A 23,206-nucleotide genomic window follows, 5' to 3' on the forward strand; every position below is an offset into this window, starting at 1 on the left:
GGAGAGGGAAAGCCTGGAAAGAGCGTGTACTCGCCCGGGCTTTCCCTCTCTCCCCTCGCTGCGCGAGGGACTCTCTCCCACAAGCGGGAGAGAGGACAAACAACATGTGCAACGCAGCGACCAATGCTACGGCAGGTTCTGCCCGATCAGCGCTTCGATGCGCTGCAACGCAACATCATCGAGCGTCGCGAGCAGCGTGAGCGGCATGCGGCGGCGCAGCACGTCGTCGAGAGAAAGCGCCATTTCCTCACGCACCGCCAGCACGATTTCCGCTTCGATGAAGGCGAGGTCATCGACGATGCGACGCGCCCATTGCGGGTTTTCTTCGAGCAACGCGATCAGGCGCTCGATGCGTGTTCCATGCCGGTTGGCGATCTGCTCGACACCGTCCCGCGCGATGCCCGCCTGCACGAGCTGCGCGCAGGCCTGCGCTATCCATTGCTCGTAATGCTCGGCCGATGGTGCCCCGGGCAGCGGGCGCTCATGCGTCTTCGACGGCGCTCGCTCGTGCTTGAGCGCGCGCATGACGGTGGAGACGATGTCGACCGCATCGCAGCGCGCGGTCGTGTACTTGCCGCCGATCGGCAGGATCACGCGCGGCTCGGGCTGCAGGATCGTGAATTCGCGCGTGACCGCCGACAGCGAATCCTCGTCTTCGGCCTGCAAGGTGCGCACGCCGGCGAAGCGGCCGACGATGTCGGATTCGGTCCAGTCGAGTTTGGGCAAGGCATCGCGCGCCGCATCGAGCAGGTAACGCACTTCCGCATCGGTGACGACGGCTTGCGAAGGATCGCCCACCTCGGATTCGGTGGTGCCGAGCAAGGTGCGGCCGTACCACGGAATCACGAAGTAGACGCGACCATCCTGCGGCGCCGTGAACAGGAACGCGTCGCTGGAACCCTTGATCGACGACGGAATCGCCGGCATCACCAGGTGCACGCCCTTGACGAGTTTCACGCGTGGCGCCTTGCGCCCGACGATCGCGTTCGACCACGGGCCGGCCGCGACGACGACGGCCTGCGCGGCGAGCACGAAGCGCTCGTTGCTGAGCTGATCGACGAGATTGGCTCCGCTGAATCCGTTCTCGTCGTGACGCAGCGTCTGCACCGCCATGCGATTGGCGACGACCACGCCGGCCGCCTGCGCGGCCGCGACCACGGCGAGCGTCATGCGCGCATCGTCTTCCTGGCAATCGCCATACGACAAGCCGCCCTTGAGCCCTGCGCTGCGCAGGTAGGGATGACGTTCGAGCAGCTTGGATGCGGAGAACGACTTGTGTCGCTCTACGGGCTGATCGAAGCCCGAGAGCACGTCGTAGAGCACGAGCCCGGCGCGCATCTGCAGCTTGCCGACGCGCGCGCCTTTCCAGATCGGCACCATGAAGCGCAGCGGGCGCACGAGATGCGGCGCGATGTCGGTGAGCACGCGGCGTTCGGCGAGCGCGTGGCGCACGAGCGAGAACTCGAAGTGCTCGAGATAGCGCAGCCCGCCATGAATGAGCTTGCTCGAGGCGCTCGACGTGCCGCTGCCCCAGTCGTTCTTCTCGACGAGTGCGACCTTGAGGCCGCGCAGCGCGGCGTCGTAGGCGGTCCAGGCGCCGTAGATGCCGCCGCCGATGACGAGCAGATCGAAGCTGCCGCGCAGCGCGACGGTGTTGCGGATCAGCGGATATGCGTCGGCCATGGGCGATGGTAGCGGATTGCTGCGTCAAAACCCCTCTCCTGGCGGGAGAGGAGAAGGGGTGAGGGACTTTCAGGGATAACCAGCCTCGTGATCTCCGAGAATCCCTCATCCGCCCTTCGGGCACCTGCTCCCGGAGGGAGAAGGATCTCAAGCATGCGGCATGGCGTCGCCAATCGGTCTCGCCTTGGGCGGGGCACGGCGTGTGCTGCGCAGCGCCCAGACCGCGAGCGCCCAGGCCACGCAGATGCCCAGCACGACGCCGCCGAGCAGGTAGTTGCCGAAGCGATCCGGCAGCGCCGAGATGCCGATGATGGCGACGTTGCCGATGATCTTGAAGGTTCGATAGCCGACCATGTCGATCCAGGCCTTGACCTTGAAGATGCGCGCCGCATCGGCGCCGACGTAGAGCAGTTCGCGCGAGGCCCGATTGATCGAATACGACAGCCCGCGATCGGTCAGCTTCATCGCCATCGCCATGCGCAGATCGATATGCACCAGATACGCGAGCGAGGCCATGCCGAGCAGCACCGGCTGCACCATGAGGCCGCCGATCACGCCGAGATAGCGGTGGATCAGCGGCGTCAGCAGCAGATTGATGCCGAGCGCGAGCGCGCTGAGCAGGCTCAGGAACTCCGACAGGAACACGGTGCGCGCGTTCTGATCGGTGTAGGTCTGCTCGACGTGATGCATGAACTGGTATTCGACGATCGGCTCGCAGACCTGCGAGAACAGCAGCAGCAAGGTGATCAGCAGGATGAAGCGGTTCGACAGGATCGAATCCCAGACCAGGCCGAAATCCACCGGCTGCGCCTGCGCCTCGTGGCGCGCCGCGGCGACCGCGGGCTTTTCGCGATAGAGCCCGGCGCGCGCGAGCCGGCTCGTCAGCAGCATCATGAGCAGCACGAGCGCGGCGGCGACCGCGATCAAATCGGGGGTATCGAGCAGGCCGGTATCGACGAGCGCGCTCGCGGTGAGTCCGCCGACCATGCCGCCGACCAGGCCACCGCTCGCGATGAGCCCGTACCAGCGCTTGCCTTCCTTGCTGTCGTAGACGCTGTTGGTGAGGCTCCAGAACTGCTCGACGAGCACCACGCTGAAGATGTCGACGAGGATGTAGAAGCCGATCGCGGTCGGCGGCCCGGCGTGATGGAACAGTGCGCGGAAGATCAGCAACGCGCTCGCGGTCGCCACGCAGCTGCCGAGCACCGTGCGCATGCGCCCGTAGCGCTTGAGCAGGCCCTGATAGCTCGGCACCAGCACGAGCAGCAGCAGGCCGCTCGCGGTCCACACGTAAGGCAGCGCATCGGAGCTGCTGTGCTCGAGAAACAGCGAACGGCTCGCCGGCTTGACGAGGTAGTACGCGAGCAGGATCAGGAAGAAGTTGACGAACAGCAGCACCGACCGCAGCGCGGTGCTGCCCTGCCACTGGCGGCGCGGAGGCGTCGCGTTGTTCGAAGGATCGTTCATTGCGGATCGTTATGGTCGCCGCCGGCTTCCGGATCGTCGACCGGAACCTGCGGAAAAGCGTTCTCGGGCGTGGCCGGAGCCTGCACCTCGACCGGATGGCGCGACTCGATCAGCCGCTGGATCTTGAGCGCGAGCGTCTGATGCGCCACCGCTGAATTCACGCCGAGCACGTTGGAATGAATGGCGACGAGATAGCGCAGGCGCGGCGTGCCGGCGGGCGATTCGACCATCGCCACCGATGCGAGCCGGTTGGTCTTGTCGCCCTTGTACTTGCCGCAGCTGCCCTTGACCTTGCACTGGTAGAACGAGCCGGACTTGAAGTACACAGCCGAGTCGTTGAGCACCGGATGCGAGGCGTAGCGGATGCGCCGCTGCGTCATGTACAGCAGGCGCTTGATCTCGCGGCTGCTGAAGGCGTCGATCAGCGTGCCGGCTTCGAGCCGGTACAGGTAGCGAACGAGCTGCTCGGTGGTGGCGAAGCTGCTCGTGCCGACGACCTTCTGCTTGCCTCCACGCGTGAACAGGCTGCCCTGGCGGAACTGGCCCGGATCGAGCCCGTTGCGCAACACCGCGTCATCCATCGTCTGCAGATACAGGTCGCCGAGCTGCTTGCCGTTCTGCGACTTGAAGAAGGCCTCGGTGTCTTCCTTCGACGCCGGATAAGCCTTGCCGAAGTGCTTCAGTGCGATGAGTTCCTTCTGCACCATGCCGGCGGCCGAATTGCTGCTCGCCGACAGCATCCAGTCGAGGTATTCCCACAGGCTCGCCTCGTCGCCCGCGCGAATCTGCCGGCTCCTGCGGACCTTGGTCGCCGGATCCCAGAACGTCACGGTGTGATGGTCGTACTGGCTGTAGCCGTCGGCGACCACGCGCGTATCGCGCAGCACGCGCTCGCGCGCCGCGATGTCGTCCGGCCCGTCGCCTGGATACAGGTCGGCGAGCGTCTGGAACAGCGCGAGCACCACGAGCACCTTGCCGACGCTGCCGACGTTGGCCTTGTTGTCGTCGTCGTAGCCCGCGTACTTGGCGGCGCCCGGGTCCGACAGATCGAGCAGCGCGACGCTGTAGCTGCCGTAGCCCGAGGACTTGAGCATCTTTGAAAGCTGTGCGCTGAAGTCGGCGTCGAGGTCGGGCAGCAGCTTGCCGTCGTTGGTCTTCCAGCCCGGTTGGACCTGCTCCATGCGCAGGTACTGGCCCGGCTGCATCTTGCGGCCCGGCACCGTGCCGGCCTCGACGCCGGCGATGTAGTCGAGACGGCGGATGCCGGTGTAGGCGTAGCCGTCGACGGGGTAGGCGTGTGCGGGGATGGTTGCGGCGATCAGCAGTGCAGCGACGAAAGCGAGCGCGCCTTGCTTATCCCCTCTCCCACTTGTGGGAGAGGGTGGCGCGCAGCGCCGGGAGAGGGGAAGCCCGGAAAGTGCGCGCCATGAATCAAGCGAACCCTCTCTCCCCGCTTCGCGGGACTCTCTCCCACAAGTGGGAGAGAGGAACAGCAGCAGCGAAAGCTCGGCTCGCCACCGCCGCAACTGTGCAACCACCCCCGCCACGATCCGCAGCATCATCAGCTACCCGCCTCCGGCTTTTCATCGAGTGGGACCCGCTTGCCGTCCCGCTCACGCAAGCCCTGGTCCATCTTCGCGAGATATCCCTGACTCGCAGCCGCACGGTTCTGCAGGAACGGGCGTATCTGCTGCAGCATGAGCTTGCCCGCGACGAAGCCGAATTCGACGTCGGCCGGTGTGGTCTTGCCCTGATCGTCGTGCAGCTCCGGATAGGCGCGCGGCACTTCGCGCGCGAATTCGGCGAGCAGCTCGATCTCCTTGTCCGTCAGCACGCGCTCGGGTGCCGGCGCGCGCAGCAGGCTCACGCCGCCGCTCGCGAGCAGCTGGCGCTCGCGACGTGCGGTCGCCGACGACAGCAGCTGCGCCTCGGCCTTGTCGCGATCGACGCGCAGGGTTTCGGAAGCCTCGCCGTCGACACCACCGCCGACGCCGAGGCTCGTCGTCACCGTCAGCGTTTCGAGGCTGCCGGTATCGACGTCGGCGGTGATCATCACGCCGGATTTCTCGTTCGGCACCGAGCGGTGCAGCAGCACCGAGACGTAGATGTGCTCGGGCTGGTCCATCAGGTCCTGGCGCCAGCCGTAGGCGCGCTCGGTGTACGGCGAGGCCCAGACCTTGCGCAGCGCGGCCACGGTTTCGTCGAAGCCGACGACGTTCGGCACCGTGAGATTGAGGCCCGCTCCGGTAAACCCCGGCAAGTCTTCGATGTTGGTGTCACTGCGCACGAACACGCCATAGGTGCCGTCCATGCCGAAGCGCTCGATCATCGCGCCGTGCAGCCGGTCGAGCAGCGGCTGCGGCAACTGTTCCTTGGCGAACCAGTTGCGCGTGAACGTGAGGAAGGCGTCGACGCGCTGCTCGTGGTGAGCCGGATCGAGACGGCGCAGCACCGCCATCTCGGCGTACTGGTCGCGCATCCAGTCGTACATCGGCTTGCCGCCGGCCTTCACGGGCTGCTTGAGCAGCTCGCGGAAAATACCGAAGGTCACCGCCAGCCCCGGCGCGACATGGCCCTTGAAGCGATGCGACAGCTCGCCGACGTGCGCGGCCTTGGGCCCGACGATGCGCCCGGAATCGCTCGCGCGCAGCTCGTCGGTGGAAACGAAATCCTGGCGCAGCAGGTCGAGCTTGGCGAGGTCGGGCACGATCGTGACCGCGGGCTGGCCGTCGTTCGCATCGCCGAGCAGCTTCTCCCACTTGGGTCCGTCCGCATCGATCTGCACCACGCCGCCGACGCTCGCGGCGACCACGATGCGCTCGCCGTCGTGCTTGCGGATCGTCGGCATCAGCTCGCTCGACACCACCACGTTCGGAATGCCGAGATTGCGCGCGAGCAGCTGCACGTGCGAGACCGGGTTGCCTTCCGCTTCGGTGAGAATGCCCGCGGCGGCCGGCAGGTCCGAGGTGGTTTCGGGGACCAGGTAGATTGCGGGCTCACCGTGGGTCGGCGCGTCGACCGACACGCGCAGCAGCCCGCGCGCGATGCCCGGATTGAGCCGGCGCAAGCCGCCGCCCACCGAGGCGCCGAACGCGGTCTGCGAAGTGCCCGCGAGCCGGTCCGCGTCTTCGCGCAGCGTCTGCAGCAGCGACGAATAGAACAGCAGCGGGCTCGAGCGCAGGCGATCGGCGACGAAGCCTTCGGCCTCGGGCGCGATCGGCGCGAGCTTGTCGACGCCGTTGCCGAATTCGTAATGCAGCCGCTGCGTGCTCCACGAGGACGCGCGCTCGAGATACTCGAGCGCCTGGCGATAGGTCTGCAGATCGACCTTGCCCTCGAGCTCGGACAAGGACTCGCCGAGCGAATCCCATTCGCGCTGGTTGAGCAGGCCGATGCCGTAGAGCGCCTTGGCCGAGATGCGCAGCTGATGGAGCCGCGCCTCGCGCGTGAGCGTGGGAATCTGCGCGGTGGCTTTCGAGGCCGTGACCATGAAGCGGTTCTCGGCCTCCAGGCTCACGTCGATCGCGGCCAAGCGGCCGCTCGCCGGAATCAGCTGCAGCGCGCGATCCTTGAGCCAGACCAGCGTGTTGGCCGCGCCGGCGAGCTGGGCGTCGAGCGTCGCATCGGGCTGCTCGGTGACGAGCTGCGCTTCGATGAGCTTCTGCAGCTCATCGCGCGCGGCCTCGTCCTTGAGGTAGCGGCCGAGCTGCTTGAGCTCGATCGACAAGGGCTTGGGCTGGTACGCCGCATCGATGGCCGCGGCGAGCGCTTCGTATTCGGCCGCCAGTTCGGGCCTGGCGCTCGTGCTGCTCGCATAGGCGCGCACGCGCGCCGCATCCCCCGACTCGGGCGTGTTGTGGATGCGCGAGCGCAGCGAGTGGAACTTGGCGTCCTTCTCGTCGAGCGAGGTGGCCATGCCGCGTACGCGCGTGAGGCTCGGCGTGTCGGGCCCGTGCGCAAACGCGCGCGCGGCTTCGCGCAGCGGAATGTAGGCGGTATCGCCGCGCGCGAGCGCCTGCAGCAGTTCGCGCGCGGATTCCTTTTCGTTGTGGTCCTGGATCGCGCCGCGATACGACAGCGCGCGGCGGAACACCCAGCCATCGTCGCTCGCGATCAGGAAGCGCTCGATGACGAGCACCTGCAGCAGATCGGGCTGCGCGCTGGCGCCGACGACGTCGGCGGGCTGCACCATCACGAGCAGGTTGGCGATCGGATAGCCGGCCGCGCGGATGGACTTGGTCCGCGCGCTCCATTCGCCGTGCTGATAGCCGCCGCCGTAGGGCTCGCAGGCGTAGGCCTTGGGTTCGAGGACCTTGCCGTCCTTGCAAAAATAGCGGATGCGATCGAAAGGCCCGCGCGGCTCGCGCTTCATCTGCTCGACCCAGCCGCGCAGCGTCGCGACGGAAGGCTGGCTGCCGGTCTCGGCCGCGCCTGGCGGCGAATCCGCCGCGAGCGCGATATTCGCGAGCGATGCCAGCAGCGCCGTGATCAGCATCGTCCGTAATGGCCCCGCAGCACTGCCTAGCTGCAACCGCATCCCAGCCCCCTGCGAGTCGAATCGGATCCGGGTCGGATCGTACTGTCTGGGCATCATGATCGTCATGCCCTGCGTCGCGCCGCCCTGTGCGATGCCTGCGTTACCGGACAGCAAGCATCGGTAAGGACTATGCCCGCGGGCTATGAACTCGTCCTGAAAAGCCGGCCGTAGGGCGGATCGTCCCAGGCCACGCGAGCGTCGCCCGCGGCGGCTAAAATCAGCGGCCTTTCTTCCGTCCCGCGCCCGCTCACCGATGCGTAACCCGTCCGACGCCCCAGTCTCCCGATTGACCCCCCTGCCCGCGCTGATCTTCTCGTCGCGCTGGCTGCAGCTGCCGCTGTACCTGGGCCTGATCGTCGCCCAGGCGGTCTACGTGGTGCTGTTCGTGAAGGAGCTCTGGCACCTCATGCATGGAGCCTTCTCGTTCAAGGAACAGGACGTGATGCTGATCGTGCTCGGGCTCATCGACGTGGTGATGATCTCGAACCTGCTGGTCATGGTCATCGTCGGCGGCTACGAGACCTTCGTCTCGCGCCTGCGGCTCGAAGGCCATCCGGACCAGCCCGAATGGCTCAGCCACGTCAACGCCTCGGTGCTCAAGGTCAAGTTGGCGATGGCGATCATCGGCATCTCCTCGATCCATCTGCTCAAGACCTTCATCGAAGCCGGCAGCATGGGCGCCCTGCCGTCCTGCGCGAGCGTCGCGGCCGACATCGCCTGCAGCCGCGTCAGCGAGGCCGGCATCATGTGGCAGACGCTGATCCACCTGGCCTTCATCGCCTCGGCCATCGGCATCGCCTACACCGACAGGCTCATGAACACGCTCGCGGCGCAGCATCCGCGCGACGGGCACTGAGGCCGCCATCGCGACCGCATCCTCGCAACCGCCGGATTCCCTGCCGGCCGCGCTGGTCGAAACGCTGCGCGCGTTTCTCGACGAGGAGGCCGGGCGCGAAGCGCTGGAGCAGGCGCGCGCGATTCTGCGGACGCAGGCGGTGGACATCGCCACTCTGCTCGATTGGGTGCAGCGCTATCCGGCGAGCCCGGCGCTGCGCGCGCAGGCCATCGCGAGCCTGCGCTCGGCGCTCGGCCTGCCGCTGATTCCGGGGCCGCCCTGCCGCAGCTGAGGCGCCTTTTGCGAGCGACACGGAGCACAATGCGCCATGGCCGACATCATCAATTTCAACAAGGCGCGCAAGCGCAAGGCACGCGAGCAGGCCCAGGCGCAGGCCGCCGAGAATCGCGTGCGCTTCGGTCGCACCAAGGAGCAGAAGCAGCTCGAGGCCACGCAGATGGAGGAAGCCAGGCGCAAGCTCGATGGCTTGCGCCGCGAGCCTGGCGCTGACGGCGAGCGTGCGGACGACGGCGGAACGATAGACCCGGATTAGACAGGCTTAGGTTCAGCTAAGGCCGCCAGAATCGTCGAGGATCGCCGTTCGGCCCTTGTCCGAACCCTATGCACGCACCGACCAAGGAGGAATTCATGGCGAGCTTCACCGATCGCATGCTGGGCGCGGCCCGGCTCAACGTGGCGACTTTCGAAGAAGTGGAGGCCGATCGTTCGGCCACCTTCCAGGCCCTGACCGTTGTGGTGATCGCCTCGATCGCGCTCGGCATCGGCGGCATGGGCTACAACGGTGTCGCCGGCATCGCCACCGGCATCGTCGGCGCGGTGCTCGGCTGGGCGATCTGGGCCGCCCTGATCTGGCTCATCGGCACCAAGATGCTCGCCGAGCCGCAGACCAGTTCGGACTGGGGCGAAGTGGCCCGCACCACCGGCTTCGCGCAGGCCCCGGGCGTGCTGCGCGTGTTCGGCTTCATCCCGGTGGTCGGCTGGATCATCATGCTGGCCGTCAACATCTGGATGCTCGTGGCGATGGTCATCGCGGTGCGCCAGGCGCTCGACTACAAGGACACCTGGCGGGCGGTGGTGGTGGTGCTGATCGGCTGGCTGGTCAATCTGCTGATCCTGTATCTGCTCGCGCCTTAGCGCTGCAAGCTGTGAAGGAGCCCTTCGAGTTCTCGCGAATTCGAAGGGCTTTTTGTTTGTCCCCTCTCCCACTTGTGGGAGAGGGTGGCTCGAAGAGCCGGGAGAGGGGAAGCCTGAAAAATACGCTCACGCTCCCGAGCGAACCCTCTCTCCCCTGCTTCGCAGGGACTCTCTCCCGCAAGCGGGAGAGAGGAACGTCAACCGCTTTGCTCAGCTCGCTGCTTGAGCCACACCCGCAAAAACAACTCAAGCCGACCTGATCCGGGCCTCAGCACGAAAAACACGCGCCATACTGCGTGACATAACGATGACAAGAGGAGAACGCAGATGCGCAAGCCAGCCTCTGCCGTATTGCTGAGCCTGATGGTCGGAGCCTTCGTCGCGATCGCGGGGTGCTCGTCCAACAGCCCCGATGACCACACCGATGGCGGCGGCGGAGACGGCGGCACGCTGACGCCGAGTTGCGACACGCCGATGCCGCCCGCGGCCACCCAGCACAGCCTCGTCATCGCCTCGCCTTCGGACCCCGATCCGACCGCGAATCCCGCCGCGACCACCGAGATTTTCTACACCGTGATGACGCCCGCGCGCTGCGCCGGCGATGCGTTTCCGGTGGTGCTGCAAAGCCACGGCTATGGAGGCGCGCGCGAAACCACGCTCGCGGCCGACGGCACGCTGCACCCGGAATCACCGCACTTCCCGTCGATGGACCAGCTCACGCAGGCGCTGCCGTATCACGGCTACGTGGTGATCAGCTTCGACGAACGCGGGCACGGCGAATCGACCAACGCCAATGCGCGCATCATCGATCCGGCCGCCGAGACGCAGGACGCGCGCGCGCTGCTCGACTGGGCCTACGACCACGCCGACGAATTCGGCATCCTGCGCCAGAGCGGCACCGGCATCGAGCGCGACATCAAGGTCGGCACGCTCGGCTACAGCTATGGCGGGGCTTTCCAGATGCCGCTCGCGGCGATCGATCCGCGCATCGATGCGATCGTGCCGAACGGCACCTGGCATGGCCTGCTCTACAGCCTGCTGCCGGGCGATTCGCTCAAGCTCGGCTTCGGCGGCCTGCTCTGCGTGCTCGCGCTCACCGGCGGCGTCGCCAACACGCCGATCGTCGCCACGCTCTGCAACACGATTGGCCCGCAAGGTCTGGGCGCCTACAACGTGCGCTCGCGCGCCGATCTGGTCGCCGCGGTCTCGCGCCCGACGTCGAGGCCGCGCACGGTCAGCGAAGCAGAGCTGATTCCGTTCTTCGACACGCACGGCATGAACTACTTCCGCCGCCAGCAGAAAGCCGGCCAGGGCTGGGGTTTCGGCGAACGTGAAGCCAGGCTGCGCAAGGTGCCCGCGCTGTTCGTGCAGGGCAATCGCGACGTGCTGTTCAACCTCACCGAGGCGTACTGGAACCACCGCTACTTCTCCGAAGCCGGCGGTGACGTGCGCCTGATCTCGACCGAAGGCGGACACATGAATCCGCTCGCGAACCAGATCGAAGGCAGCGCCAATTGCGGCAGCGTGGTCGGCGTGGCCGCGGTGCTCGGCTGGTTCGATCATCACCTCAAGCACATCGATTCGGCCGCCTACGATGCGCTGCCGAAAATCTGCCTGTCGATCGCCGACACGAATGGCGCGCCGGCCGCCGATGCGGGCCTCGCGCTCGAACGCTTCCCGGTCGGCGCGCTGAGCGGCAGCGGTTCGGTTCCGGCGACGCTCGCGACGGCGAGCGCCGCAGTTTCAGCCGGCGCGATCTCACCGACCTTCGTCCCCGTCACCACGATCACCGGCAACGACAAGGTTCTCGCAGGCGCGCCGACGATCGCGAAGATCAAGGTCGTGCGCGGATCGCCCGCGCTGCCGAACCAGAGCACCAACGCCTTCGTCGGCGTCGGCATCAAGCGCGGCTCGCAAACCATCCTTGTCGACGATCAGCTCACGCCGTTCGTCGAAGGCGAGCACACGAACAATCGCAACATCGAGGAAGACGATCGCATCCTGCTGCCCGCGATCGGCGAGCGCCTGCAGGACGGCGACCAGGTGGGCCTGCTGCTGTATCCGCAGCACATCCAGTACGCCGCGATCGTCAGCGCCGAAGGTCTGTCGGGCCTCACGGGCATCATCAACTACATCGCCGGCACACCGATTCCGCCGGTGACGTCCGCGCTGGAGCCGGTGCTCGGATTGCTGTACGTGAATCCGTACAGCGTCGAACTCAGCGATGTGCAGCTGCCGATCCTGGTGCCGGGGGAATATTCGGGGAGTCGGTTGTTGCAGTAGCAGTAGAGCAGCCACGCGCTCGATGCCGGTCCCCTCTCCCGCTTGCGGGAGAGGGTGGTCCGAAGGACCGGGAGAGGGGAAGCTTGGAAAGGGTGCTCAGATTTCAGGCGAACCCTCTCTCCCCTCGCTGACGCGAGGGACTCTCTCCCGCAAGCGGGAGAGAGGAACGGCAATGCGCTTCGGCTCGCGATGTCCTGCGCCTCACCCCAAGCGCGAAACCTGCAGCACACTCTCCGGCAACCACAGCTCCAGCTGCGTGCCGCCGCCCGGCGGAGACTGCAGATCGAGCACCGCGCCGAGCGCTTCGGCGCGTTCGCGGATGCCGCGTAGACCCTGACCTTTGCGATGCCGGCGCGTTTCGCGCAGGCCCGAGCCATCGTCGATGATGCGCAGGCACACCGGCTCTCCGCGTGCAGTGCCGAACTCCATTCGAATGTGCCGCGCGCCCGAGTGCCGCACCGCATTGGTCAGCGCCTCCTGCGCGACGCGATAGACGTAAACCTGCGTGAGCGCATCGTCGGGCGCGGCGTTCGGATCGACCCGCGATTCGAAGCGAATGTGCGGACAATGCCGCTCCCAGTCGCCGATCAGGCTTTGCAAGGCATAGCCAAGCCCGAATTCGGATAGCCCCGCGGGGCGCAGCTGCACGAGCAGGGCGCGCAGGCGGTCGTAGCAGCCGGCCACGCTGTCGCGGATCAGCAGCAGCGTCCGCTGCGATTCCACCTGCGATCGCGCGTCTTGGTCGAGACTCTGCTGCAACAGGCTCACGTTGGCGTCGATGATCGCGAGGCCCTGGCCGAGTTCGTCGTGCAGTTCGCGCGCGATCGCGCCGCGCTCGCTCTCCTGCAGTTCCAGATTGCGCCGCAGCAGCCTGTGCTTGTCCTCGCGCGCCTGGCGCAGGCGCGTGCCGAGATCGACCAGCCCGTCGATGATGCCGACGAGTTCGGGCGTCGCGGCGCGTGGAAACCGAGGCTGCAGCTCGCCGCGGCTCATGCGCGCGATGGCCTGCCGGATCGCATCGACCGGGCGCAGGAAGAACCACACGGTGACGACGACGATGGCGTTGATCAGAAAGCCGATCAGCGCGATCGAGGTCAGCAGCGGCCTCGCTTCGCTCCAGGCTTCGAGCACTTCGTCGGACGCGTCGGCGCGGATCACCGCGTCGAGCACGCGACCATCGCTCGCGATGAATTCGCGTCGCAGTTCGAGGGCCGGCGGCGCCACCGTGCGCGAGAACCAGCGCGGCACTTCGGCCGGCATCGGCGCCGGGCACGTCGCCGGCATCGGCGCGTTCTGCCGCTGCACGCACAGATGGCGGCTGCCGTCGAGCACGTCGAGCAAGGCGTTCCAGCCGGCTTCGTCGCCACGGCCCGACGCGCTCGCGATGTTCTGGTCGACGAGCCTGCCCGCGAGCCGCATCACCGCGTCGATCTCGCCCTGCACCGATCGCGCGGAATTGCGCAACACCACGGCGACCGAAAGCCCGAGCACGATCACCAGCAGGCTCGCGATCGAGACCGACAGCCTGCGCTTGAGATCGAAGCGCGAGCGCCGCCGCGGCCGGGTGCCCGCGACCGCGTCGGCGATCGCATCGGCCTGCGCGTGCGGAAGCAGCTCAGGCATGGACGATCCCCATCGCGATCGCGAGCCTGGCCATGTCGGCGCTCGATTGCAGGCCGAGCTTGCTGCGGATCTGGCTGCAATGATTCGAGACCGTCTTGCCGCTGATGCTCAGGCTCGTTCCGATCGCGTGCACCGGCTTGCCTTCGGCGATCAGCCGGAAGATTTCGAACTCGCGATGCGACAGCTGCTCGAGGCTCGCGAGCGACTGCCGGTCGAGCGCGGCCGAAGCCTTGCGCGAGCCGGTCGACACGTAGCGCTCGCCGCGGGCCACCGCGGCGACGGCCTCGATCAGCACGTCGGGCGCGCAGCGCTTGCCAATGTAGCCGGTCGCGCCGGCGGCCAGCGAGCGTTCGACGAAGATCGCCTCTTCGTGAACGCTGAAGGCCAGCGCACGCAAACGCGGCTCGCGCCGACGCAAACGACGCAGCAGCTCGATGCCGCTCACGCCGGGCAAGGACAGATCGGTGATGACGACGTCGGGCTGGTGCTCGAGATAGCGCCGATACGCCTGCGCCGCGTTGGATGCTTCGGCGACGACCGCGTAATCGGCCGCGCATTCGAGCAGGCGCCGATAGCCCTCGCGGACCACGGCGTGATCGTCGATCAGCAGTATTCGAGTCATGCCACTCCACCGGTCGCATCGAGTACGCCGCGAGTGTCCCGCAATTGACACAGCCCTGGACCGGGAACATTTCCCGATTTTCCTCGCCTGCTTTTCAGCAGGAACTCCTCCCATATCGCCGCGGTTTCGCCGATGGAAATCTTGGCGCCGGACACGACGGCTCGAGCGCAGGGCGCGGCCGATGGGGACTGTCCGCGTCGCTACGGCGCATCGAAAACCAACACGACACGATAGAAGGAGATTCGAATGAGGAGAGGCGGAATTTCAACCGCGCTCGCGGTGGCGGCGCTCGCGTTCGCGACCAGCGCCGCGGCGGCCGACGTGACCTGGGACGACATCGTCAACGACGACAAGACGCCCGGCGACGTGCTCATGTACGGCATGGGCGTGAAGGCGCAGCGCTACAGCCCGCTCAAGCAGATCAACACCGACACGGTCGAGACGCTGGTTCCGGCCTGGTCGTTCTCGTTCGGAGACGAAAAGCAGCGCGGCCAGGAATCGCAGGCCATCGTGCACGACGGCGTGATCTACGTGACGGCTTCGTACTCGCGCCTGTTCGCGCTCGATGCCAAGACCGGCAAGCGCCTGTGGGTGTACCAGCATCGCCTGCCCGACGATATCCGCCCGTGCTGCGACGTGATCAACCGCGGCGCCGCGATCTTCGGCGACAAGGTGTTCTTCGGTACGCTCGATTCGGCGATCGTCGCGCTCAACAAGAAGACCGGCAAGGTCGTCTGGCAGAAGAAGTTCGGCAATCACAAGGTCGGCTACACGATGACCGGCGCGCCGACCATCATCAAGGACCAGAAGACCGGCAAGATGCTGCTGATCCACGGCACCTCGGGCGATGAATTCGGCGTCGTCGGCCAGCTGTTCGCACGCGATCCGGACAGCGGCGAAGAGATCTGGATGCGTCCCCTCGTCGAAGGCCATCGCGGCCGTCTCAACGGCAAGGACAGCAGCTACACGGGCGATCCGAAGGCGCCGTCGTGGCCCAACGACAAGAACGGCGTCAACGGCAAGACCGAAGCCTGGAATCACGGCGGCGGCGCGCCATGGCAGTCGGCCTCGTTCGACGTGGCGACCAACACCATCATCATCGGCGCGGGCAATCCGGCTCCGTGGAACGGCTGGGCGCGCACGCCGGGCGATTCGCTGTTCACTTCGGGCCAGGCCTACATCGACCCGACCACCGGCGAGCTCAAGGGCTTCTACCAGCACACGCCGAACGACACCTGGGATTTCTCGGGCAACAACGAGCTCGTGCTGTTCGACTGGAAGAGCCCGCAGGGCAAGACCGTGAAGGCCGCCGCGCATGCGGACCGCAACGGCTTCTTCTACGTCACCGACGTCGACAAGCTCGCCAAGTCCGGCGGCTCGCCGAACCGCCCGACCTCGCTGCTGGCGGCGTTTCCGTTCGTCGACAAGATCAGCTGGGCCAAGGGCATCGACGTCAAGACCGGCCGGCCGATCGAAGTCGAAGGCCAGCGTCCGCCCAAGCCCAAGGACGGCGAAGAGAAAGGCGCCGCGGTGGAAGTATCGCCGCCCTTCCTCGGCGGCAAGAACTGGAACCCGATGGCCTACAGCCCCGACACCGGCCTGTTCTACATCCCGGCCAATCACTGGAAGGAGGACTACTGGTCCGAGCATCCGCAGTACAACGCGGGCGCGGCCTACCTGGGCATGGGCTTCCGCATCCGCAAGCTGTTCGACGATCACGTCGGCGTGCTGCGCGCGATGAACCCCACCGACGGCCGCATCGTCTGGGAGCACAAGGAAGAGCTGCCGCTGTGGGCCGGCGTCGTCACCACCGCGGGCGGCCTGGTCTTCACCGGAACCAGCGAAGGCTTTCTGAAGGCCTTCGACGCCAAGACCGGCAAGGAGCTGTGGAAATTCCAGACCGGCTCGGGCGTGGTGTCGGTGCCGATCACCTGGGAAATGGACGGCGAGCAGTACATCGGCATCGCCTCGGGTTACGGCGGCGCGGTTCCGCTCTGGGGCGGCGACATGGCCGACCTGACCATGCGCGTGACGCAGGGCGGCTCGTACTGGGTGTTCAAGCTGCCCAAGCGCCAGAGCTGATGCGCTAACAACGAAAAACAAGCGTGTTCAAGCCGGTTTCGCGAGTGCGCCAACACTCGCGGCCCGGCTTGTCTTTTATTCCGCGCGAGGAGAATCCAGATGAACATTCGAACGATGACGACTGCGATGCTGTCGCTCGGCCTGCTCGCGAGCGCCACCGTGCAGGCCGATGGCGTCACCATCAGCGGCGACGAACCGCTGCAAAAGAAACCCACGGTCTGGAACGGCTGCGAGCTCAAGCCCAGGACGCAATGCCGTGGCGCCGATCTGCGCCACGCGCCGCTGCACGACATCGACCTGAGCGGCGCCGATTTCCGCGAAGCGAAGATGGCGCGCGTCGATCTGCGTCACGCCAACCTGCAAGGCGCCGATCTGAGCGGAGCCGATCTCGATGGCGCCGATCTGCGCATGGCCTTCGCGCAGGGCGCGAGGTTCACGCGCGCGACGATGCGCGGAGCGCAGCTCGCATTCGCGCGCGTCACCACGGCCGATTTCACGAGCGCCGATCTCACCGCGGCGACGCTGGAGATGGCCTTGCTCAACAAGTCCAACCTGCAAAGCGCGATCCTGCGCAATGCCAACCTGCAGGAAACCAAGTTCGGCAACGCCAACCTGAGCCAGGCCGACCTCGAAGGCGCGCTGCTCAAGTACACGGTGTTTCACGACACGCTGACCACCGAATGCCGCGGCTGCCCACCGGCGATGCCCTCGCTCACACCGGGCGGGGTTTCGCCGTTGAATGTGGAGGAGTGAAACGAAGCAGAGCCTGACCTCTCTTTGCAGTCCCCTCTCCCGCGTGCGGGAGAGAGGGTGGCGCGTCAGCGCCGGGTGAGGGGCTTTGCTTTTCTCTGCAACACAAAAAGCCCCTCTCTCCCCTCGCTGACGCGAGGGACTCTCTCCCGCACGCGGGAGAGAGGAAAAAAACGACATCACTGCGCGCAGCGCGCCATCTCGCCACTGAGCTCGAACGTCGAGCTCACGCCGCTGTACGGCACCGGCGCCGCATCGGCCGAAGCCCGCGACACGCCCTCGTGGCGGATGCGGTAGACACCCGCCGGTGCGTTGCGCGGAATCGTCCAGACCGCACGGTTCTCCGATCTCGCCACGTAGTGGCCGAGCGTCGACACCAGGTTGGTGCTGCCGTCCCAGATGAACATGAGCTCGGGATCCTTGTCGGTCGCCACCGTGACCCAGCCCTCGCCCTGCCGGCGCTCGACGAACAGATACGAGGACATGCGCTTGAGGTCGTTGCCCGGATAGCCACCGACGAAGCTCACTTCCACGGTCTGGCCGCGCGCATAGCTCGGCTGCGCATCGTCGACCACGGCGCCGAATTCGGCGGCCGCATCGGTGGTGATTGGTGAGGGCGGGCCGAGCGCGAGCGCCTGCGGCGTGACGCCGGCCGGTGCGGGCGCGTTGGTCGCCATCGCCAGCGCGAGCTTGCGCGCCTGCTGCTGCGCGGCGGCGAGCTGCCAGGGACCATAGTTGGTCGAAGCACCTTCGTAGAGCTGCGCCGAATATTCTTCACGCGTGGTCATGTAGTCGAGATAGGCGTTCGACAGGCCCGAGATCACCACGGTGTCGACACCCACGGGCGCGAGTGCATCGAGCACGGTTTCGCGCAGCCGGCGGCCGGCCATGGTGGTGACTTCCCACGGCACGCCGAGGATCGCGAGATTGCCGATGCGGAACAGCTGGATCGGCGCCGGGCCCGCGCCGAATTCGGTGACCACCACCTTCTCGCGCTGGCATTCGTACTGCGGCATCAGCAGCTGCGCGGTACATAGCACCGGCGCCACCACGCTGTAGAGCGCGACGCCGTTGACGGGCACGTTGATCTTGTTGCCTTCGACCACGGCGGTGATCGCGCCGCTGCCGTTGAACAGGCCGTTGTAGTGATTGCGCAGCTCGTTGGTCACGTCCACGGGCGCATCGGCGACGCAGGCGAAGCCGGCGGCGCCGAACGCGGGTCCGTTGGCCCCGCCGACGAGCTTGCCGAGTCCCACCGCGCCCGTGCAGGTGTTGCGCTGCTCGGGATACAGCTCGGCCGGCAGGTCGGCGAACGTGGATCGCTCGGTGACCGTCGGGTCGTCGATCGTCACCGCCGTCATGTCGACGTAGAACAGCCGGTAGTCCACCGGGCCCTTGAGCGCATCGCCCTGCCCGTACTGGCGCAAGGACTGCGCGAGCTGCTTGGTGCCGAAGATCGCGGAGGCCTTCGGCAGACCGCGCTCGTAATACGGCGTGTCGAAATCGTAGGGATCGTCGGTGCCGAGGCGATAACGGTACGGCACGCCTTCGCCGGGCGCGTCGCTGCCGTTCAGATCCTTGTCGAAGATGAAGAGGTCGGGCACCGAATTGCCTTCGTCGGTCTGCGCGAACGCGGCGACGAAGTTGTCGGCCGCATCGCCAGCCGCCGCATCGGGCAGGTAGCGCGTGCGCATGAGCTTTTCGAAGCCCAGCGAGGCCTCGCCCTTGTTGTCGGCCGAGATCATCAGCCCGTGATTGCCCATGACGGTCGGATGCACGCCGAACCAGTTCAGCACGCCGGCCGCGCTGCCGTCGTCGCGCACGAAAGTGAGTTGCAGGAAGCGCTTGTCGACCTCGATCTCGTGGCCGGCCTTGTTGACGTAGCGCGCGCGCTCGCTCGGCGAGTTCTGCCGGTAGGCCGGCGGATCGCGGCTGCGGTTGGCGTCGAGCAGCTCGCCGATCGACAGCTTGATCGACGCGGTCTGCGGATGCGCCTCGAGATTGCGGTGCGCGCGCACGATCGCGCGTGTGATGCCGTCGACGATCGCCTCGAAATTGTCGGCGTCGAACGGACTCACGCTCAGCGCGAGCGACTGCGCGTAGCTGTAGACGTCGATGAAGACCTGCGGCACGCCGGCCGGCAGCGCCGGAAGCACGGTCGGATCGCCATAGCCGCCGCCCGCCGCATGCGTGTGCGTGGCCGAGAGCATCACGTTGTCGCCCGTGTACTTGCCGCCGAGACTCGTATCCGCGGCGAGACGCTTGAGCACTTCCTGGCGCACGAGCGCGGTCGAGAAGGTGTGATCGTCGGAGACGTAGACCACGCGCTTGCCGTTGCACGGCGATTCGATCACGAAGGCACGCGCGTACAGCCGCGTGTGGATGCCGATCTGCGGCTGCGGCGGCAGCACCATGCCGGCGAGGTCGGCGTGCCCGGTCGGCTGCCCGCCGATCGGTCCGGTGGTGTCGTAGAGCCCGCTGCCGAAACGGAAGCGCTGGCTGTCGCGGCACGGACCTTCGGGCGCCGGGCCGACGTTCTCGCGCGGCGTCTCGAGCGGCCCCGGCGCGTCGGGCACGTGGCTGCGCGTGTAGGTGGTGCCGTTGACGGTCAACTCCGGCGTGGTGCCGAGCGCGAGCGCCGGGCTTTCGAGCACGCAGCTCGCCTCGGGCGGCAGCGCGGCCTGCGGCGACGACGGCGCGCCATCCGGTGAATTGCTGCCGCCGCAGCCAGCCAGCAGCAGTGCCAGACATCCAGCCCGCATCCCCAGCGATGACCGATGCGGCTTTGCGTGCGACTGCAGCCCGGCGTTCGTGACCCGTTCCATTCCCTTTTCCCCCTGCCCAGGACGAATATCGATAGACCTTTTGCCTGCAGGCCACAAGGGTAAATCCCCCTCAGCTTGACCCTGTCCGAAGGCGGTTTTACTGTCCCGACCAGTCGGTACATAAATTAGCGCATCAAGCATCAATCCAGGCATGCCGGTCACGCGAAGCTCCAGAGCAGCAGCATCCAGAAGCGACGGCGCGGCCACGCGCGGCCGGCCGAGCGCGCGCGAGCTCATGCTCGACGCCGCCGCCGCGGTGGTGCTCGAACAGGGCGCTGGCAAGCTCACGCTCGATGCGGTGGCCGTGCGCGCCGGCGCGAGCAAGGGCGGCGTGCTGTACCACTTCCCGAGCAAGGAAGCCTTGCTCGAAGCCCTGCTAGAACGCGTGACCTCGCACAACCGCGCGGCCTACGAAAGCACGCTCGCGAGGACGCCGGCCGGACCCGGACGCGAGCTCAAGGCCTACGTGACCAATTCGGTGCGCGAGCCCGACGAGGACGATCACGTCAGCGGCGCGCTGCTCGCGGTGCTCAACAGCAGCCCGGCGATGATCGAAAGCGTGGCCGACTACTTCGCCGCCCGCTTCGCCGCGATCTCGCACGACGTGCCGTTCGAACGCGCCGCGCTCGTGCACCTGGCGACCGAAGGCCTCTGGCTCATGGAGCTGTTCCAGGTGTCGCCACTCGACGCCAGGCAGCGCAGGCGCGTGGTCAAGCTGCTCAAGCAGCTCGCCGAAGGCGACAGCAGGGGGCTGCGCGAATGACGCGCGCCGACGCCTTCATGCTGCCCAGGCCGCAAACCGAGCCGACGCTGCGCGACAGCGAGGCCTACTACCGCCGGCTGCTGCGCGTGGTCGAGGGCGAGCGCCTGCCGCTCGCGCTCGTCGATCTCGATCGGCTCGACACCAATGCGCAGGCGCTGCAGCTGCGCTCGGGCCGGCTGCCGATCCGGCTCGGCACCAAGTCGATCCGCTGCGTCGAGATCCTGCGCCACGTGCAGGTGCTGTCGGCGCAGTTCCGCGGCCTGTTCTGCTACAGCGCGCGCGAAGCCGCCTGGCTCCACAGGCAGGGCTTCGACGATCTGCTGGTCGGCTATCCGACGCTCGAAGCCGACGATTTCGCCGCCGCCGCCGAAGCCGTGCGCCATGGCGCCACGCTGACCCTGATGATCGACGAGGCCGGCCAGGCGCTCGCGCTCGCGCAGGCCGCGCGCGGCTTCGGCGTGCGCTTTCGCGTTGCGCTCGACCTCGACATGTCGAGCGAGCTGCCGGGCCTCTGGTTCGGCGTGCGCCGCTCGCCGCTGCGCGATGCGCAGGCCGCGCTCGCGGTGGCCGCCTGCATTCGCGAACAGGCCGGCGCCCTGCAACTCGTCGGCGCGATGGGCTACGAAGCCCAGCTCGCGGGCCTGCAGGATCGCGCGCCGGGTTCGCCGCTGCGCAACCAGCTGCTGCGCGCGCTCAAGCGCCATTCGCGGCGCGAACTCAGCCAGCGTCGGCAGCACATCGTCCAGGCGCTGCGCGAGGCCGGACACGACATCGGCTTCGTCAACGGTGGCGGCACCGGCAGCCTCGAAGCCACCGCGGCCGATGCCTGCATCACCGAGGCCACCGCGGGTTCCGGGCTGTATTCGCCGACGCTGTTCGATCACTTCGGCCACTTCCATCACCTGCCCGCGGCCTTCTTCGCGCTGCCCGTCGTGCGCCGTCCGGCGCCGGGCCTGGCGACCTGCGCGGGCGGCGGCTACGTCGCCTCGGGGCCGGCCGGCGCCGATCGGCTGCCGAGCCCGTTCCTGCCGGTCGGCATGCGCCTGCTCGGCGACGAGGGCGCCGGCGAAGTCCAGACACCCGTGAAGTTGCCACGCGGCTTCACGCCGGGGCTCGGCGCCCCGCTGTTTTTCAGACACGCCAAGGCCGGTGAAATGATGGAGCGCTTCGACCGGCTGCTGCTGTTCCGCGCGGACCGGGTGGTGGCGATCACGCCGACCTATCGCGGCCAGGGGCAGAACTTCTTCTAGAGACGGTCGCGATGAACCACTCCACTCCGATTGCGGATTCCAAACCCTGGAGCAACTGGTCGGGCTCGGTGCGCTTCACACCGCGCAGCACGGCGGCGCCCACGAGCGTGCCGGCGCTGCAGGAGATCGTGCGCGAGGTCGGCGCGCGCGGCGGCAAGCTGCGCGTCGCCGGCAGCGGCCATTCGTTCGCCCCGCTCGTGAAGACCAGCGACACGCTGGTGACGCTCGATCACCTGAGCGGCATCGAGGCCATCGACGGTCATCGCGCGCGCATCCAGGCTGGCACGCAGCTGTCCTGGCTCGGCAAGGAGCTCGCCCGGCGCGGCTTCGGCATGACCAATCTCGGCGACATCAACAAGCAGACGCTCGCCGGCGCGGTCTCGACCGGCACGCACGGCACGGGCCTGAAGCTCGGCTCGATCTCGACGCAGCTGCGCGGCCTGAGCATGGTGCTCGCGAGCGGCGAGCAGGTGCATTGCTCGGCGACGCAGAACGCCGAGCTGTTCGACGCGGCGCGCGTGTCGCTCGGCGCGCTCGGCATCATCACCGCGATGGACATCGAGCTCGAGCCCGCGTACCGGCTCAAGCTCATCAAGCGCAACATGCCGCTCGGCGATTGCCTCGACCAGTCGCTCGACCTCGCCAAGCTGTATCGGCATTTCGAGTTCTTCTGGATGCCGCATACGCAGCTCACGCAAGTGAAGCTGATGGACTGGACCGACCAGCCCGAGTCGTCGAACGGCCTGACCACGGCCTCCGAACTCGTGCTCGAGAACGGCTTGTTCGGGCTGCTCTCGCGACTCGTGCGCCTGAGGCCGAGCTGGGCGCCGCGCATCAGCAGGCTCATCGCGAGCATCAGCTCGAGCAACCAGAGCACGATGGTGGCCGATTGCCATCGCGCGTTCGCGACCGCGCGTCTCGTGCGCTTCCAGGAAATGGAATACGAGCTGCCGGTCGAGCGCGGACCCGACGCGATGCGCGAACTCGCCGAGTACGTCAACAGCAAGCCCGTGCTCGTGCATTTCCCGATCGAGTATCGCCACGTGCGCGGCGACGACATCTGGCTGTCGCCGTTCTACGGACGGGATTCGGTGTCGATCTCGGTGCACCAGTACGTCGGCATGGAGCACGAGCGCTATTTCGCCGCGGCCGAGGCGATCTTCCTGAATCACGGCGGCCGTCCGCACTGGGGCAAGATCCATTCGCTCGGCGCGCGCGACCTCGCCGCGCTGTATCCGCGCTGGCACGACTTCCAGCGCCTGCGCCGCGAGCTCGATCCGAAGGGCTTGTTCCTGAACCCGCTGCTGCAACGCTTCTTCGTTTCCTGACGA

At 67.2% G+C, this 23,206-nt stretch carries 17 protein-coding genes; 10 read left to right on the forward strand and 7 right to left on the reverse strand.

Translation table 11 applies throughout. The annotated features are described in order from the left end of the window. Nucleotides 1-126: 126 nt before the first annotated feature. The 4 genes from AC3WUM_RS04665 to AC3WUM_RS04680 form a co-directional block, all read right to left on the reverse strand. Complete coding sequence (locus tag AC3WUM_RS04665) at nt 127-1,683, reverse strand: glycerol-3-phosphate dehydrogenase/oxidase (RefSeq protein ID WP_492409030.1); 1,557 nt, start codon at nt 1,681-1,683, stop codon at nt 127-129. Between the two features lie 147 nt (nt 1,684-1,830). Continuing rightward, nucleotides 1,831-3,150: an Npt1/Npt2 family nucleotide transporter gene (locus AC3WUM_RS04670; protein ID WP_492409031.1), complete on the reverse strand. Its 1,320-nt coding sequence runs from the start codon at nt 3,148-3,150 to the stop codon at nt 1,831-1,833. Beyond that, entirely contained in the window at nt 3,147-4,712 is a 1,566-nt protein-coding gene (locus tag AC3WUM_RS04675) for a serine hydrolase (RefSeq protein ID WP_492409032.1), read from the reverse strand. The genes AC3WUM_RS04670 and AC3WUM_RS04675 overlap by 4 nt, the downstream gene beginning before the upstream one ends. Then, a complete protein-coding gene (locus AC3WUM_RS04680) occupies nt 4,712-7,645 on the reverse strand; it encodes a PEP/pyruvate-binding domain-containing protein (protein ID WP_492409033.1) in 2,934 nt (977 codons plus the stop codon). The genes AC3WUM_RS04675 and AC3WUM_RS04680 overlap by 1 nt, the downstream gene beginning before the upstream one ends. 295 nt (nt 7,646-7,940) lie before the next feature. On the opposite strand from AC3WUM_RS04680, the gene AC3WUM_RS04685 reads away from it, so the two are divergent. From AC3WUM_RS04685 to AC3WUM_RS04705, 5 genes are all read left to right on the forward strand, one after another. Then, nucleotides 7,941-8,543 carry a TIGR00645 family protein gene (locus tag AC3WUM_RS04685; RefSeq protein ID WP_492409034.1) on the forward strand — a complete coding sequence of 201 codons (603 nt, stop codon included), beginning with the start codon at nt 7,941-7,943 and terminating at the stop codon, nt 8,541-8,543. 139 nt (nt 8,544-8,682) lie between these two features. Then, nucleotides 8,683-8,814, forward strand: a complete 132-nt coding sequence (locus tag AC3WUM_RS04690) for a hypothetical protein (protein ID WP_492409035.1) — start codon at nt 8,683-8,685, stop codon at nt 8,812-8,814. A gap of 36 nt (nt 8,815-8,850) precedes the next feature. Beyond that, nucleotides 8,851-9,075: a DUF4169 family protein gene (locus AC3WUM_RS04695; RefSeq protein ID WP_492409036.1), complete on the forward strand. Its 225-nt coding sequence runs from the start codon at nt 8,851-8,853 to the stop codon at nt 9,073-9,075. Nucleotides 9,076-9,170: 95 nt separating this feature from the next. Then, nucleotides 9,171-9,677 (forward strand): YIP1 family protein, encoded by a 507-nt coding sequence (locus AC3WUM_RS04700; protein ID WP_492409037.1) that lies wholly within the window; start codon nt 9,171-9,173, stop codon nt 9,675-9,677. 327 nt (nt 9,678-10,004) lie between these two features. Then, nucleotides 10,005-11,960, forward strand: coding sequence for a CocE/NonD family hydrolase (locus AC3WUM_RS04705; RefSeq protein ID WP_492409038.1), 1,956 nt, complete (start codon nt 10,005-10,007; stop codon nt 11,958-11,960). 201 nt (nt 11,961-12,161) lie between these two features. On the opposite strand, the gene AC3WUM_RS04710 is transcribed toward AC3WUM_RS04705, so the two are convergent. Both AC3WUM_RS04710 and AC3WUM_RS04715 read right to left on the reverse strand, forming a co-directional pair. Continuing rightward, a complete protein-coding gene (locus tag AC3WUM_RS04710) occupies nt 12,162-13,583 on the reverse strand; it encodes a histidine kinase (RefSeq protein ID WP_492409039.1) in 1,422 nt (473 codons plus the stop codon). Continuing rightward, nucleotides 13,576-14,205, reverse strand: a complete 630-nt coding sequence (locus tag AC3WUM_RS04715) for a response regulator transcription factor (protein WP_492409040.1) — start codon at nt 14,203-14,205, stop codon at nt 13,576-13,578. The genes AC3WUM_RS04710 and AC3WUM_RS04715 overlap by 8 nt, the downstream gene beginning before the upstream one ends. A gap of 246 nt (nt 14,206-14,451) precedes the next feature. Between AC3WUM_RS04715 and AC3WUM_RS04720 the strand changes: the two genes are divergently transcribed. After that, on the forward strand, nt 14,452-16,287 hold the full coding sequence (locus tag AC3WUM_RS04720) for a methanol/ethanol family PQQ-dependent dehydrogenase (RefSeq protein ID WP_492409041.1): 1,836 nt from the start codon (nt 14,452-14,454) through the stop codon (nt 16,285-16,287). Between the two features lie 99 nt (nt 16,288-16,386). Then, nucleotides 16,387-17,040, forward strand: coding sequence for a pentapeptide repeat-containing protein (locus tag AC3WUM_RS04725; RefSeq protein ID WP_492409042.1), 654 nt, complete (start codon nt 16,387-16,389; stop codon nt 17,038-17,040). A gap of 176 nt (nt 17,041-17,216) precedes the next feature. On the opposite strand, the gene AC3WUM_RS04730 is transcribed toward AC3WUM_RS04725, so the two are convergent. Beyond that, nucleotides 17,217-19,862: a neutral/alkaline non-lysosomal ceramidase N-terminal domain-containing protein gene (locus AC3WUM_RS04730; RefSeq protein WP_492409043.1), complete on the reverse strand. Its 2,646-nt coding sequence runs from the start codon at nt 19,860-19,862 to the stop codon at nt 17,217-17,219. A gap of 235 nt (nt 19,863-20,097) precedes the next feature. Between AC3WUM_RS04730 and AC3WUM_RS04735 the strand changes: the two genes are divergently transcribed. The 3 genes from AC3WUM_RS04735 to AC3WUM_RS04745 are packed head-to-tail and all read left to right on the forward strand — an operon-like array spanning nt 20,098 to nt 23,203. Continuing rightward, the gene (locus AC3WUM_RS04735; RefSeq protein ID WP_492409044.1) at nt 20,098-20,625 is read left to right on the forward strand and encodes a TetR/AcrR family transcriptional regulator; all 528 of its coding nucleotides are present in this window, start codon (nt 20,098-20,100) and stop codon (nt 20,623-20,625) included. After that, entirely contained in the window at nt 20,622-21,875 is a 1,254-nt protein-coding gene (locus tag AC3WUM_RS04740; RefSeq protein ID WP_492409045.1) for an alanine racemase, read from the forward strand. Before AC3WUM_RS04735 ends, AC3WUM_RS04740 begins: the two co-directional genes overlap by 4 nt. A gap of 11 nt (nt 21,876-21,886) precedes the next feature. Then, nucleotides 21,887-23,203 (forward strand): D-arabinono-1,4-lactone oxidase, encoded by a 1,317-nt coding sequence (locus AC3WUM_RS04745; protein ID WP_492409046.1) that lies wholly within the window; start codon nt 21,887-21,889, stop codon nt 23,201-23,203. Nucleotides 23,204-23,206: the final 3 nt, after the last annotated feature.

The sequence above is a fragment of the Hydrocarboniphaga sp. FW305-C-57 genome, from assembly GCF_058783045.1.